Origin of the sequence: Acidocella aminolytica 101 = DSM 11237 (assembly GCF_900129125.1) — a bacterium.
Lineage (GTDB): Bacteria > Pseudomonadota > Alphaproteobacteria > Acetobacterales > Acetobacteraceae > Acidocella > Acidocella aminolytica.
The window spans coordinates 17,698-31,250 of record NZ_FQVJ01000039.1; the positions used below are offsets into that span (position 1 = coordinate 17,698).

21 protein-coding genes are annotated in these 13,553 nt (G+C 56.9%); 3 read left to right on the top strand and 18 right to left on the bottom strand.

Translation table 11 applies throughout. The features are described from left to right. Positions 1-48: 48 nt before the first annotated feature. On the bottom strand, positions 49-324 hold the full coding sequence (locus tag BUB54_RS16420) for a plasmid mobilization protein (protein ID WP_048878810.1): 276 nt from the start codon (positions 322-324) through the stop codon (positions 49-51). A gap of 361 nt (positions 325-685) precedes the next feature. Here BUB54_RS16420 and BUB54_RS20040 point away from each other — a divergent pair, with 361 nt between their 5' ends. Genes BUB54_RS20040 through BUB54_RS16430 form a run of 3 tightly spaced genes read left to right on the top strand, consistent with a single transcriptional unit; the run spans position 686 to position 2,299 of the window. Continuing rightward, a complete protein-coding gene (locus tag BUB54_RS20040) occupies positions 686-1,075 on the top strand; it encodes a hypothetical protein (protein WP_048878811.1) in 390 nt (129 codons plus the stop codon). Next, the gene (locus tag BUB54_RS16425; RefSeq protein ID WP_139284961.1) at positions 972-1,811 is read left to right on the top strand and encodes a P-loop NTPase family protein; all 840 of its coding nucleotides are present in this window, start codon (positions 972-974) and stop codon (positions 1,809-1,811) included. The genes BUB54_RS20040 and BUB54_RS16425 overlap by 104 nt, the downstream gene beginning before the upstream one ends. After that, positions 1,808-2,299, top strand: coding sequence for a hypothetical protein (locus BUB54_RS16430; RefSeq protein ID WP_139284962.1), 492 nt, complete (start codon positions 1,808-1,810; stop codon positions 2,297-2,299). Before BUB54_RS16425 ends, BUB54_RS16430 begins: the two co-directional genes overlap by 4 nt. Here BUB54_RS16430 and BUB54_RS22175 read toward each other — a convergent pair. From BUB54_RS22175 to BUB54_RS16520, 17 genes are all read right to left on the bottom strand, one after another. After that, complete coding sequence (locus tag BUB54_RS22175) at positions 2,296-2,640, bottom strand: WGR domain-containing protein (RefSeq protein WP_082075649.1); 345 nt, start codon at positions 2,638-2,640, stop codon at positions 2,296-2,298. The genes BUB54_RS16430 and BUB54_RS22175 overlap by 4 nt on opposite strands. Further along, positions 2,591-3,001, bottom strand: coding sequence for a hypothetical protein (locus BUB54_RS16440; protein ID WP_048878814.1), 411 nt, complete (start codon positions 2,999-3,001; stop codon positions 2,591-2,593). The genes BUB54_RS22175 and BUB54_RS16440 overlap by 50 nt, the downstream gene beginning before the upstream one ends. Then, on the bottom strand, positions 2,998-3,234 hold the full coding sequence (locus BUB54_RS16445; RefSeq protein WP_048878815.1) for a hypothetical protein: 237 nt from the start codon (positions 3,232-3,234) through the stop codon (positions 2,998-3,000). The genes BUB54_RS16440 and BUB54_RS16445 overlap by 4 nt, the downstream gene beginning before the upstream one ends. Positions 3,235-3,298: 64 nt before the next feature. Further along, positions 3,299-4,621, bottom strand: coding sequence for a plasmid replication protein RepC (gene repC, locus BUB54_RS16450; protein WP_048878816.1), 1,323 nt, complete (start codon positions 4,619-4,621; stop codon positions 3,299-3,301). Between the two features lie 798 nt (positions 4,622-5,419). Then, positions 5,420-5,974, bottom strand: coding sequence for a hypothetical protein (locus BUB54_RS16460; protein WP_139284963.1), 555 nt, complete (start codon positions 5,972-5,974; stop codon positions 5,420-5,422). A gap of 55 nt (positions 5,975-6,029) precedes the next feature. Further along, positions 6,030-6,986 (bottom strand): site-specific integrase, encoded by a 957-nt coding sequence (locus tag BUB54_RS16465; RefSeq protein ID WP_048878835.1) that lies wholly within the window; start codon positions 6,984-6,986, stop codon positions 6,030-6,032. A gap of 209 nt (positions 6,987-7,195) precedes the next feature. Beyond that, positions 7,196-7,402, bottom strand: coding sequence for a hypothetical protein (locus tag BUB54_RS16470; RefSeq protein WP_199444692.1), 207 nt, complete (start codon positions 7,400-7,402; stop codon positions 7,196-7,198). After that, on the bottom strand, positions 7,395-7,904 hold the full coding sequence (locus tag BUB54_RS16475; RefSeq protein WP_048878820.1) for a helicase associated domain-containing protein: 510 nt from the start codon (positions 7,902-7,904) through the stop codon (positions 7,395-7,397). The genes BUB54_RS16470 and BUB54_RS16475 overlap by 8 nt, the downstream gene beginning before the upstream one ends. Then, positions 7,897-8,361: a hypothetical protein gene (locus BUB54_RS16480; RefSeq protein ID WP_139284964.1), complete on the bottom strand. Its 465-nt coding sequence runs from the start codon at positions 8,359-8,361 to the stop codon at positions 7,897-7,899. The genes BUB54_RS16475 and BUB54_RS16480 overlap by 8 nt, the downstream gene beginning before the upstream one ends. 43 nt (positions 8,362-8,404) lie before the next feature. After that, positions 8,405-8,644, bottom strand: coding sequence for a DNA-directed RNA polymerase subunit alpha C-terminal domain-containing protein (locus BUB54_RS16485; protein WP_158320107.1), 240 nt, complete (start codon positions 8,642-8,644; stop codon positions 8,405-8,407). Continuing rightward, entirely contained in the window at positions 8,625-9,164 is a 540-nt protein-coding gene (locus tag BUB54_RS20460) for a hypothetical protein (RefSeq protein WP_139284965.1), read from the bottom strand. Before BUB54_RS20460 ends, BUB54_RS16485 begins: the two co-directional genes overlap by 20 nt. After that, positions 9,157-9,753 (bottom strand): DNA-directed RNA polymerase subunit alpha C-terminal domain-containing protein, encoded by a 597-nt coding sequence (locus BUB54_RS16495; protein ID WP_048878824.1) that lies wholly within the window; start codon positions 9,751-9,753, stop codon positions 9,157-9,159. Before BUB54_RS16495 ends, BUB54_RS20460 begins: the two co-directional genes overlap by 8 nt. Further along, entirely contained in the window at positions 9,746-9,994 is a 249-nt protein-coding gene (locus BUB54_RS16500) for a hypothetical protein (protein ID WP_048878825.1), read from the bottom strand. The genes BUB54_RS16495 and BUB54_RS16500 overlap by 8 nt, the downstream gene beginning before the upstream one ends. After that, complete coding sequence (locus BUB54_RS16505) at positions 9,987-10,727, bottom strand: sigma factor-like helix-turn-helix DNA-binding protein (protein ID WP_048878826.1); 741 nt, start codon at positions 10,725-10,727, stop codon at positions 9,987-9,989. The genes BUB54_RS16500 and BUB54_RS16505 overlap by 8 nt, the downstream gene beginning before the upstream one ends. 12 nt (positions 10,728-10,739) lie before the next feature. Then, positions 10,740-11,120 (bottom strand): hypothetical protein, encoded by a 381-nt coding sequence (locus tag BUB54_RS16510; RefSeq protein WP_048878827.1) that lies wholly within the window; start codon positions 11,118-11,120, stop codon positions 10,740-10,742. After that, positions 11,120-11,779 carry a ParA family protein gene (locus BUB54_RS16515; RefSeq protein ID WP_048878828.1) on the bottom strand — a complete coding sequence of 220 codons (660 nt, stop codon included), beginning with the start codon at positions 11,777-11,779 and terminating at the stop codon, positions 11,120-11,122. The genes BUB54_RS16510 and BUB54_RS16515 overlap by 1 nt, the downstream gene beginning before the upstream one ends. Before the next feature lie 162 nt (positions 11,780-11,941). Further along, positions 11,942-13,306, bottom strand: a complete 1,365-nt coding sequence (locus BUB54_RS16520; protein WP_048878829.1) for a DUF4942 domain-containing protein — start codon at positions 13,304-13,306, stop codon at positions 11,942-11,944. Positions 13,307-13,553: the final 247 nt, after the last annotated feature.

Consider the following 13,553-nt stretch of genomic DNA (forward strand, 5'->3'; position numbering starts at 1 on the left):
GCGGAAATCTGATCCAGGACGTGATCGACCTTGATCGCCGATACCCCATCACCGCGACGCTCCGATAGCCAAAGTTTCAACAGCCCCCCCCAGCCGCCCAAGTTCGCCCGTAAACCCAGCCAGCGCGCGGACAGCGTGCTTATCGGCCTTGGACCGTATCTCACTGTGCAGGGCGGCGGCGCGCAGATAATCGCTCAAGCGCATCTCAACGGACGCGGCACGGGCGCGTATCGCGTCACGCTCGCTTGGCGTGCAGCGCGTTTCGACCTTCACCGTCCGGCCTTCTTTTGCCTCTCGGGGTCGCCTCGCGCTGGGCCGTTTCATTGGTGTCATCTCCTTTCCGACTGGCGCGCAGCGCCAGTTTCTTGCCCGTCGAGCCGCAGGCGAGTAAGGTGTAGCCCATCGTGTTTGTCATGACAAACACCCATCTTGCCTGCTACTCCAAGGTGGAGATAGTGAGGGTATTGGTGGTCTATGGTTTGGTTTTCGTTGGGCGAGAGGCAAAACTAATGATATCCAACGATATCCAATGATCAACACATTATATCCAGCCAGTAACAGCGATCAGTGGATAATAACCAACGATATCCAGCGATAACGGCGAAGATTGCCATTGCGCTTACAGTTCGTCGTCAGGTATAGGAATCTTGTGAAAAATTCCGCTTCAAAACCCCGGAAGGGAGCAATGAAGGTCGCGCTTCATGCGTTGCGGCCAGAAATTGAAGCTGGGCTGGCGGCTCAGAAGCCCGTGATTATGATCTACGACGAGCTGAAAGACCGCATCCCGTCCGGCTACGAGTGGTTTCGCCAGTTTGTGGCCCGTGAAATTACCGGCAAAGCCGGTTCTCGGGGCGGACGGGTGCCAGCGAAAGCCAACCCTGCCCCGGAAACCCGGCCAAGCAATTCAACTCATCCGTTACCTTTGCCGGATGCCTCCGCCCCAGCGCCAACCCCTGAAAGGATAGAGCCTCGTGAAAGCAGCGAATATCAGCCTCGAAAGTTCACCGACTTCGGAAACCTCGAATCCACCCTCGATCGCTGGTATCCCCCAAAAGATCGAAAAGAGGACAAATGAGATTCACCTAGTTTTGCAGGGTAAGGGCGGCGTCGGAAAATCGTTTGTTGCAACATTATTGGCCGAGTATTTTCAAGATAAATTCACCGACCTGCGCTGCTATGACACTGACCCGGTGAATCCAACATTTTCCAGCTACAAGGCATTTGGCGCGAAGCGTATGCCGATAGTTGTGGATGGAAAACTTAATGAACCGGCGTTCGATGAATTATTGCTTGAATTGATGGACCCAGGCGTAAGTGCGGTGGTCGATAGTGGTGCCACTACATTCGTCGCCTTGATGCGATATCTTGAGCGGCAAGATGCTTTTAAGAATCTTGCTAAGTTGGGAAAGCAGGTCGTCGTTCACTCAATTGTCGTCGGCGGAGATGCAATGGCAGAAACAGCCGCGGGCTTTGCTCGCGTCGTTGATACAACGCCGGAGAGCACGCGGATTGTGCTCTGGCTGAACCAATACAGGGCGCCCGTTGCCCTCAACGGCGTTCCCTTCACTGAATCTGACGGTTACAAAGCGGTGCAAGCACGTGTTTCCTCGGTCATCGATATGCCCGAATCATGGGGGGATCTATTCGACCGGGACATTCAGGAAATGCGGCAGCTCCGGATGAGTTTTAACGAGGCCATTGCGGGTGAAAGCCGTCCAGGGATTGGGACACCTTTCAATATATTACAGCGCCAGCGGTTCACGCTCGTTCAACGGGACTATTTCGATAAACTTTGGTCGTTCAAAGTATGATGGATAGCCAAGCAGGTGCATCGCCAAAGCGGGCGATCGAGGTCGATATTAAGGCCCTGGCTTCTGATGTCATTCGTTTGGCCGGGGTCAAGATGCGGGTCACAGACCCGCTCGTTGAGATGGTGGTTCTCAATGAAAAAATCCTGGAAACGATGGTACGGCGAATTGCCGATATTGCCGCTTCATCGGCATCGCAAGCCGCTCATCGGGAGGTTGTTCTTCTCCTTCAACAGCACGATGCTACATTCGGTGAGCGGGCCAATGAACTCTCTGAAATGATCGAAGAAAACATCCTTGCTGCCTCGAAAGATGGGGTCGCGCTTTTGAGTGGCGCCGTTCAGGGTTCTGCTCAAGCTGTCGGTCAGCGCACCCTAGATCAAATCGCCCAATTCAGCCGTGTCGTTCGCCGGGTTGAATATATCGTCTACGGGACATGGGCCGGGCTGGCCGTTCTGGTGGCGGGCATCGCGATAGGCCGGTTCGTTTAGCCGGCTCGATCGTCCGTCCATTCTTCATCGACTAAAACCCGATATGATATGCCGATGCGGCGCGGCGAGGATCGGCGCCGCGCAACTGCGGCTCTGATATAGCGCAAGGCTTCCCTTTGATCGCTGAATGACCTGGTAATGGTCCGCCCGTGCGCGCCGATTCTGCCATAGGTAATCTGCACCAGGTAACTGCCGAACAAATCGCGCTGGGCATCGAGCTGCCATTGTCGAAAACAATTCCGGCCAGGATCGCGAGCCTCCAGATGAAGCCGCCGGCAGATGCTCATGGTATCAGGCGGCAACCTTGCGGCCATGGGATGAACGCCGCACGGCATCATCATAGTTTGTGGCAACCCGCACGGCCCGATCGATCAGGTCATGTTCTGCGGCGGTCGCCACGGCCCGCGCGAATGTTTCAACCGCTGCTCTGGCGGCGGGGCTTAGCTCTGCGATCACGTCGGCCAGGTTGTCACTGCTCGGTGGAACAGCCGACATTATGGACATTGGATGAGCAGCGGCCTCGCGGCGCTGGCGCGCGAAACGCTTTACAGCCAGCGCGTCATCTTGGGTCGGGACTTCAACCTCGACCCTGACCACATCACGGTTGGCGCGGTAGCGCCGAACACGCTCAGTTGATCGCGGGCTGATCGTGTGCCCCGTTTCCGGAAACGGAGATTGTGCGGCGTTTCCGGAAACGCTCACTTGTCCATCTCCGCGAGCTTTTCCGCGAGAATATCAGTCACGATCTGCTGAATGCTCTGGCGCGTATCAATCCGCATTTGCCAGAGTTTGCGATGGATCTCGGGCGGCAGATTGACGCGGATCATCGCGACATTGGTTGCTTTCGCTTTCCGTGTGCCCGCGCCAGGTGCGGGCTCCGGAGCGTCCTCAACGGGTGAAGGTGGACGGCGGGCCATGAAAACCTCTTTCAGCATCGCGACGATATTACCATCAACTGCCAGGACGATAAAGGAAAAACCGGCAAAAAGACAAACGGGATTAGTGGCATTGGGGCGCGGCCGAGTGCGGGGCCTTGCGCCGTAGAGCCCAAATGGTGCGGTCGAGATTGAGTTCGCCGGCTTTCGCCTTGGCGATCATTCCATGAAAATATCCGGCTGGCCCGCTTTTGAAGTGCTCGGTCGGCTTAGCTGAGACGATCGCAAGCGCAATCGCGGCTCTCTCCCGTCCGATTGTGAGGCAGGCATCGCCCCATAGCGGTTTGGACACGCCGAGGTCGTGCCGCAGCCAGTCTGCGGCTTCGACTAGATCCGTCCAGCGCGGGGCCGGTGTCGTCAGATATGGGCGGAGCCGTGGGGCCAGGCGCACGATTTCGTCAGGCGTCACAGTCCCATGGGCTCCACGATCTGTGCGTGCCGCCCTTGCTTTTTCCGGTCGGCCTTCACCGCCCCGGTCCATCGGCGAGGGCGCTGTCGCCGGAAGGGCGCTACTTCTTCCCAATGCCATTACTGTATCCTGTAAAGGATTTAAGGTTGGGTTGTAGTTGTAATGGTGGGGCACATTTTGGTGCCCCTTGGGGGACATATTCACAGTGGCTTGGGCATCGGCCTGCTGGCTTGCGCCGTATGTCAAAGCGATTTCGAGAGCTTCCCTGGCCGTGGCAGCCAGTGATTCCAGTTCAGAAACAACGGGGGCCAGTCGTTCCGACACCTCGATCTGTCTGAGGGTTTTCGCTGTTTGATCGAACGCCGCTTTGAGAGCGGGGATTTCAGGATCGTGGATGGCTTGTTCTTGATAGGTCTCTAAGGTCTGCCGCAGGCTGTTCCTGGCGATGGAGGCTCTGCGCCGAAGCTGGGCCATGGCGGTGCGTTCCTTTCGGCCCTGGTCAGCGATCGCGATAAATTCTGGCATCCGAACCGCCATCGGCGATAGATCGAAACCATACGCCTCGATGATCCGGCCGGTGTTGGCGGGAAGCCGTCGCCCATAGCGTTTGCCATTGGGGCTGTCTTTCATCACGATCAAGCCCAGCTCGGTGAGTTGCCGGTTAAGCCGTTTCGCGTGGGTCGGCGTGACACCAAGGTCCGCACTTTGCAGTGCGGCACTTGGCCAGACGATAGGCCGCGCTCCGTCGCGCCAGTCTTGAGGCTGCGTAAACCGGAACAGCCAATCGATCGCGTGAACAACACGCGCACTTATACCCATATGCGGCGCAGCCGCTTTAAAGGCCCCCAGGATGGCGCTTGGTGTGGCATCGGTGCCGTTGAATGCAGCCGCAAATTGATCGGCGGGAAGCATCCTGGTTGTCAGCCGCCTGGTGCCTGCTTGTCGGGTTCGGGTCTCTGATCTTGCTGGTATTTCCATGGTTCTCTCCTTTGAGGTGAACCGGACGCAGGAAGCGCAAGGTCGGAGCCGACAAATTTGGCAAAAGCATCCCCGCTGCAAGAATGGGCTTGCATTAACGATTGAGATGTTGGATAAACCGCATTGCGAGTGTCGGTCTAACCAGTTTTGCTATTTTGACGGGTCCGGGTTTGGGGTGTGCTTCCTCAATCCGGGCTTTGTCATTTTAGGGGTAAATCGTCTCGAATCTCCTTCTTCGCTCGGTTAGGTTGCGCAAGGGTCGCGCGTATCGCGGACCTTGAGGCAAAAGTTCTGTCACGTCCAGTCCATTGTATGAAGGCGGACGAAAGAAACCGTTTATCGGCTTGATAAACAAGGGTTTCATGCCAAGCCATAATGTCTAGGCGACGACAGCTACGACTCCTGAGTCGTGGTGTGGCTAGAGTCGCGAAATCGGCTTTGCGCGATATCCGCCACGACTCGATCCGTAGGAACATCGAATAGGAACGCTACAAAGATCGCAAGCTCCATCTTTTTGATGCGGGCGGGATCGATCGGGGTCGTGAGCCGCGTTCTGATCCACTCCACCGCCTGGCGGTAACTGGCACGTCGCATTGGACACTCGCATAAGTGGTAAAAGGCAAATTAGGCAACGGATAAAACCGGCTATACGGCAAAACGGCAAAATGGGAAATAAAAAACAGCACGCCGTGAATAGGGGCCTGTGGCCAGAGCAGGCCGAAGATGAAACATTCCGGCTATGCCGGAATGTTCAGTATCTCTCGCGCGCCTTACGGCGCGTCTGACTCCAACGGAAAATCAGTAGTAGGGGCGCAGGACGATGGTCAGGTGCGGCCAGGCGGTGGCGATTGTCGCGACCGCGCGCCAGGGCGTCCAGTCGGCCGACCAGAACTCGAAGATCCGTGTGGTCGCTGGATCAACCCGGAAATGAGCGGTCCGGTCGCAAACCCGCCGCAGGCTCCATGTCGTGCCCCAATGCTCCCACATCCAGCGCATCGAGGCTGCCGCGTCTGAGCCAAGCGTGAGGATTGAGTCGGGGACGGGCACCAAGCGGTGCAGGTCAAAAGGACATCGGCGTGTCTGGCGGTAATAATGCTCAAGGGCGAGCTGATCATCACGCCAAAAGATATCCCGCATCTTTCCGGCCAGGAGCCTTGCGTCGTGAATCGCTAAGGAGCTTCGGCCGAGACGATCCGGCCGGATGAGTAAAATGACCAGGTGCTCGACTAGCGCATCATAATCGCGGCGCCATGGGACAACACCTGGCCCTGCCGCCGCCTCGTTAAACCGGGCCAGGTCATCGACCGGCCCGGTGACGGTCAGACGGTGATAAAGCCAATCGGGCGATGGCAAGGCGAGAATATCCAGGCCGTGGCGATCAGCGGCAACGCGGTGATCGCCGTCCACGTCACAGCCCCAAGAGCTTGGCCGGGGAGTCCTGGATGGCCTTGGCTCGCCGAACATAGCGGCGCATGGCCGTCAGGCTGCGGTGCCGGGAATGTTGCATGATATCCTCATCGCGGGCACCAGCCTGATAGGCTTCGGTGATAAAGCCAGCCCGTAAACCGTGGGGCGACAATCGTTCGCTGCCGGACATTGTGATATGGGCGATCGCGGCGCGGCGAAGTAGGATGCGTCGCACCGCATCCGGATGAAGGGCCTGCATGTCGAGACCGCCCCAGCGGTCAATGCGGCGAAACACTGGCCCCATATCGCACTCCGATAGCCGCAGCCATTCTTCTATCGCCCGGACGGGACAGGTCTCGCGCTTAAGACCGCGGGGAATGCCGATTTCGGCCCCCTGCCCTTCCTGATCGGTTTTCGAGGTTGGAATCAGGAGCCGAAGCCCGAAATTTTCAAAGGTGATCTGGCTACGCTCGATCGCGACCAACTCACCCCGGCGCAAGGCACCGGCATAGCCGATCAGCAGCAACGCCCGGTCGCGTGTTCCGGTCATCCCGGTATCGCAGGTGGCGACAAGCCGGCGGATCAGGTCAGTGGTCAGCGCGCCGGCGGGCCGCGAGCGCGCCGGTAGGCGGCGAGCAATGCCGCGTAGCGTGTCGCGGATCACCGGGTGGCCAGGAACCCAAGGGAAACCGGAAGCGGCCTGGGCGGCCCCTATAGCGGCCAGGCGGCGTCTTAGGGTGGCGTGGCTGTGGCTGGTGGCACGGGCGGAAAGATAGGCCGCGACAGTTTCCGGGGTGGCTGGCAGCGCGCCGAGGCCGGTTTCCGCGCAGAAGGCGCGGAAGTCGGCGAGGTCCGCGCGGTAAGCGCGGGCCGTGGCCGCTGATTTCGCTTCGGCGGCATCGGCCTCGGCGCGGTCGATCGCCGCCTGGGCGGCTTCGGATAGCTCGCGAACGCTCATGATTTCAGAAGGATAGCGGAAATAAGGCAAGAGTCGCAATGGCGCGATAATTGAACATTATCGCGCCATAGAAAACGCCAAAGAAAAACCGCCGGGTGTGTCGGCGGCTTTCCCTGTGAGCTTGAGAAGGGGCCTATCTTAACCGCGTCTGCGGCCAAGAAAAAACCCGGCATTGTGCCGGGATTTATGAAAGCATGACACCATGATGTCTAGGAATCTTGAGATGATAGCACATCCTGGTGCAAAATATTATTAAGCCGGCGCGTGAGCACGGCGAGCAGAAATTCCGCATCATTCATGGCATCAACCGGATCGCGATGGAGGGCACCTTCAAGCGCGGCTTTGATCCAGCCCGAGGCTGCCGGATCGGTCATGACGGCATTGATTTCATCAGTTATCGTATGGTTGTCAGGCAATGAGATCATCCTCGTGGTTGGCTGGATTAGGTTGAAATTGCGTAGAGACCGATTGAGCGGTCCACGACCAGCCCGGCACGGCCTCTAGGTCCGCAATTCGTTTTTTCGTCCAGCCGACCTCAAAAGAGCTGTAGCGCAATCTGCGTACCCAAGTCCCGAGTTTGAAGCCGTTTGGCTCAACATGGTGGTGCGGGACTTGTGCGTGTCCCTCGCGCTCGACAAAGCGCCGAAGAGCGGCAAGTCCCCGCTCCCAACGGGCGTCATGAACATTCCAACACCAGCCAGGCACCGCTTCAAGAGCCGCAATGCGATCTTGTGATAATCTCCCGCGCCTATATTCATCCCTGCGGGTAGCCACCCAAGTCCCGAGCCTGAAGCCGTCCGGCTCAACGTGTTTGCTAGGAACATTCGCGTGGCCTTCCCGTTCGACGAAGACTAGCAGGCCGTCCGGCAGAGACCAGACGGGGCCGGTTGCTGGGGCCGTCATCTGGTTGTCAGGCATAGCTTAACTCCCTAAATCTGTAGGCAAGATCGACCCAATATTGCCAGGGCTTCGCCTCCCCATCAAAATCAACAACAAAGCGGGGGTTTAACGCCCAATCCTCGTCGGCCTCATCGTCTGAGGATTGATGTTCGGTAGCCAATACATAATATATCGAATATAGATCAAGCTGGCGGTTATCAGATATGCCAGAAAACGGAGGGCAATCTTCTTGGGCCTGTCCAAGTCTAAGTCGATATAATACGTCCGATAAACCATCGAATGTTTTTACGCAGGGATCATTATTATCGACGTAGGCATCCAACCCTAACTTGTACGCGGGGCCGACACGCACCAGGACGGCTGGAATTAAATATTCATCCCCTTCTCCGATCATTCTACGGATAAGAGCAGGCGGAATCCATCGCGGGTTTCCAACCGCGAACTCCGCCCAATTCGCTTGCAGGACAATAGACAATTTTTCTCCATACGTCATGGTGGGAGCGGTCGTTTGGTTCCGGTTAATCATTCGCCGTAATATCCCCATCAATGACTATGCCTTGAACTGCTGCCCACACCTCATTCGCTGCTTTTCGGCCGAGGGTAGGCAGTTTTAGTAGTCCTCGGTGGCCAAGAATGCGAACCTGCTCAACGCTTAAAATACCATCCATCGTTAGCGAATTTCTGGCTCTCACAGATAACTCAAGCTGCTCCAGGTCGGTAATCTCGGTCGTATGGTTGTCACGCATCTTGTTTTTCATTTTTCCAAGAATCCTGTTCAATAAATCGGGCATATACTTTGGCTGCATCGAGAACGAATTGGAGATGGGAACGGACTTTAATGACCGGCGGTTCGTCATCGTCCGTGAGTTCTTTATTTACGGCAAGTTGCCCGTCCAGTGTCCTAAGTGCGAGATCGAGACATTGAACACGACTTTGCCTATATTCCGCAGGACCAGAAAACACCCATTCCGCAAGCTCGCCAGTATGATAGGCAACCGACTCCAAACAAGAGACCCCAAGATCGCGCTCATTAAGGTCATGCGCGATTTGCAGGCATCTAATTTTGAAATTGATTTCAGTGGTGTGGCGCGGCTCAAGGCTTTCAAGAGCCATATTTACGACGCGGTTCGGTTGCTCTGGAAGCGATAAGGAAGGTTGTGCGCTCAACCATGCACAAAGATTCTCTTGCGCGAGGGACGACAACTTTATTCCAGCCCGAGAAACAAGACTAAGAATATCCTGCTTGCGTTGTTGTTCGGTGGTTTGGTTGTCAGGCATCTTCGATCTCCCGGCTCCAAGAATCACGCTCGATGTAGTTTGCATACGCTTTGGCGGTTCTGAGGACAAATGTAACTGGGTCTCCCACAACGATTGGGGGAGTATAATCTTCCGCGCTTATCGCTTCGTTTGCCGAATGTTGCGTGTCCATGGTCTTAATTGCAAGGCTCAGACATTCTGCGCGGGATGCGATGAATTCTTTGGGGCCGGAAAATATCCATGATGCAAGTTTTTGGGAAATAAAGGCTATCGTACCTAAGCAATCATCGCCTGGATCACGCGCATTAATTTCCGTAGCGATTTTGATGCATTGCACACGGCCGTTCCGTAACAGAATTTGGTAGGCATCATCGCTTATTTGGCTGCTAGATGATTCCGCCGCTGTTGCCGCTGCCGCATTCCAAATCTCGTCTGCCGTTGCTTTGCCAACTCCCCTGACTTGAGCTAGTCGAACCGGTCCAAGCGCGAGAATTTCGGTAATGGTGGTAATACCCCCCTCTTTTAACGCATTAGAGGCCCGTGCCGTTAACTTCAGCCGGTGAATGTTGTCCAACGCCGCGTCAGCCATGGTCGTTTGGTTGTCAAGCATTAGGAAACTCCGTTTCAAGTGCTTCTATCAGCGTCAGGGCGAAAGTATTCTGCCCGATAATGCCGCGTTTATCCGCTTCGGCTAAAACCAGTCGGCAGGCTTTCACTGTGACAGGGCTAAGTGGTTCCGGGCCATCAGTTTCGCCCGGACCAGGGAGTGTCAACAATAGAAGAGTTCCCATTGCATGACCCAACTCCGCGTCCGTCATTTCGGTTAAAATAGTATTTGAGTTGTCACTCATTAGAATTTACCTCGTCTGCCGCGTCCCAAGAAATTAAAGCGCCTTCATCTGCCTCGCTTTCGGAAGTTGGCGAGTTATTGACAATCTGTGCAAGTATCGCCGTCGCCGTCTCTATTCGCTGTCTAAGTTGTTCGTTTTTCTTGTGTAGGGCCGCCAGCTTCGATTCATGAGGGAGAATGGTTCGTGCAAACCATCCACGCCTCTCGATCTTAGCAATCTTTTTTTGAATAATATCGGCCTGTCCTTTCATGCCCTGATATTCGCTTTCGGTCTGCTTTAACTTCCGTTCCCGCGCCGCTTTTCTCGCGTGTGTGCGGCGGGCTTCCGCCCGCTGCTCCTTGTCGTGTCGTTTTCTCTCCACCTCTCGTATTTTTGAAATCGCGGCTTGTTGCCGTTGTTGCTCGACGGCGGCACTTTTAGCTGCACGTTGTTTTAGGTAAGAGGCGAAAGCCAGCTCGTCATCAACATCCTGATGATGAATAATCCAACGGAATTGGCGGAATGCGCGATTTTCAATTTGCCGCACGCGCTCCTTCGATAAGCCCACTATGTCCCCAATCTGCGCTAGAGTGTGAGTGGGGTAGGGTCCAATGCCGTGACGCAGCCGGACAATCTGTTCTTGTTGCTCTGTAAGTGTTGAAAGCAGCCCTTCAATTGTATCGGCTTTGTCAACCGACTTAATCGCGCCTTCCTTTTTCAAGCGCGCGACAAAGGAAGCGATTGGGTAATCCATAGGCAAATGCCCCTATATCTTCGGCTTCCGGCGATCTGGCGACAGATAGACGGGATCAACATCGAACCCGTCTCCGGCCAGCGCCTTGAGGATCAGATAAGTTTTGGTGCAGCCCTGCTCGAAGCAGGCCCGCGCGAGCTGGTGGTTCAACGCTGGCGGGATATTGATCTGGATCGGGGTCAGCTTTTCCGGTTTCTCCGGTCGAGCCGTTGGTGCCCCCTCCCCTCTCGCCTTGGTCACGGCGGACCATCGCTTGGTCATCTGCGCCGTGTTTTCTTCAACTTGCTCGTCGCTCGGCTCGACGGTTTCAACGGGCGCGGCTGGGAGGCGGTGGCGGGGGCGCGGATCAAGGTCAGCGATGATATCCGGTAGCGGTAGCGGCTGCTTAGCCATTATACGACCTCCGTGGCAGGGGTGAGAGCGGCGAGAATCGCGCCGGTCAGGGCGGCGACGTTCTCGGCCGGCGAGCCTTTAGGCTCGACCTGCCGGGGAACCTGGCCGGTGATGTGCATTTCGCGGAAAGCCACCCGGTCCATCAACCCAACTGAAACCACGGGGACGCCACGGCCATCGAGCGCAGAGCGGACGTGCCGGGATGCCCGGCTCTCGAAGCCCGGCGCGATCTGCGTCCAGACGATGGCCCTCGGGATCGGCGAGCCCCGCAATTCTTGGGCATCATCGACCTGGGTGTTGGTGCGAATGGCATCGCGCAGGTCCGGCAATGACGGGCGGCTCGGAATCAATACAAGAGTGGACCGCTGGAACGCCTTCAACGCCAAGGTTGAAGACACGCCAGGAAGATCAATCACAACCAGGTCATGGGTGGACTTTGCATCCCGTAGCGCGGGCAGAACGGTGTCCTCGTCCACATCACCGATGACGGTGAAGTTGGGGATCGAGGCTTTGTCGGCGAAGGCGGCGCCATGCTGATTGAAATCACAATCCAGCATCGCGACGCGATGGCCTTCAAGAGCGAGTTCGGTGGCGAGAAGCAGGGACAAGGTGGTTTTGCCCACGCCTCCCTTCATATTGGCGATGGTGATGACGTGCATGGTGCCTCCGCGAGAGTGTGGGTCAGACTAATAGGTCTATTAGTCATGAACCCTATATATCATGAAGATAGGGCATGGCAATAGGAAAACTAAAACAATAGAACACATGACATCATGATATATAGAAGCCCGGCAATCGGTATGGTTGCCGGGCGGCGGCGATCACGCCGCGTCGATGATGACCATGGCAGTATCCACGTTCGTTCCCACGCTCTTAAAGCTGTCCGCAGGCAGGCGGATCAATTGCCCGCCTCGCCTCTCGATCTCGTGCCGCAACTCGTCATGGGGCCGCCGCCCATCGGCTGGGCCGTGTATCGCGCCGGATACGATCGCGACAAGCCGCCCGCCTGGCGCGAGGAAATCGAGCGCGTGCATCACATGCAGAGCGTCAGCGCCCCGCGTAAACGGCGGATTCATGAGAATGCGATCATATCGCCTCTCATCCACCCGATAGCGCAGAAAATCGTCGTTTATGACGCGGCCCCGTGCGCCCAGGTCGGCCCGCAATATAGCGGCGCGATTGGGCGACACTTCAAAACAGACGACTGGCCCGCCCGTGTGCTCGGCCACGGGCAGAGCGATCGCGCCGTCGCCGGCGGACGGTTCAAGCACGGTCAGCCCTTCGGATAGATCCGCTTCTTCAATCATCCGGGCCACCAGCTCGGGCGGCGTCGGGAAAAATGCCTCGGCGTCGGGGGCCGGTGGTTCACGCCGCTTCGATGCGGCGTGAGGGCTGACACCAAGAGACATGCCGAAATGTTCGGCAATGATCTGGTTCGCCCGCTTCACCAGGTCGGCCCGTTTGAACCGGAGATGCAAATTGCCGTTTAGATGCCATTTTGCGCTGAAATACTCGGTTTCGGCTTCCCATTGCGCCGGTTGGGCGTGCATCGCCGCCCTAATCGCGGCGCACAAACCAGCGGTGTGGTGTGGGGCGGCTTTTCCATCGAGAACGTGCATAACCCGGTCCACGTCGATAAGCTGGGCATCGTGAATGAGCATCGCCGAACGGTAAAACACGCGCACGGCATAGTGCAGGATGACGCGATCCTTGATCTTGAAGCCATCATGAGACCGATATTTCCGGTGAAGCTGGCTGAACACATTGACCAGCCCGCGCCTGAATATCATGTCGGCATCACCGGCCAGGGCGGACATTGTTGCAAAGACGGTCTCGGCCGTCACTTCTGGCGGATTGTCCTTAAGGGATCGCTCGAAACTGTCTCGCGCTTCGGCGTCCATCAGACCAGCCAGCGCGGTATTCAGGATTAACCCCTGCCAGACATCGCGGTCCATATCGGTTCGTATGCGGTCCACAAAGTCGGCGCGGCGATCGGTGGTAATCCACCGCAAAGCCTCAGACGGGAAACTGGCGATGTGAGATTTGCCTACGGCAGCGCGCGCATGTGCGTCCCGCGCTTCTAAGAGCAGATCGAAGGCGTGAGCGTAAAGGGTAAGGGCGCGGGCGCGATGACCACATAATTCCTCGATGCTGTCCTTGCGGACTAGTGCGGTTGCGGTGTTCATGCGTCGTCTCCCTCAAGATCATCACTTTCAACCGGGCTGCATGACAGGTCACAATCCGGGCAGCGGTCATCACAGGTGCAGTCCCATTCATCGGACCATTCATTGTCGCACCGGGGGCATTCATAATGATTGAGGAAACGAGGCATTGCGTATCTCCGTCAGAAGGCCGGGACCGCCCCGGCTTATTTTCTGGCGTGTGAGAGCGAGGGGAGGGGGCAATGGCGCGCGGGACCGGCCGGGTTGCGCG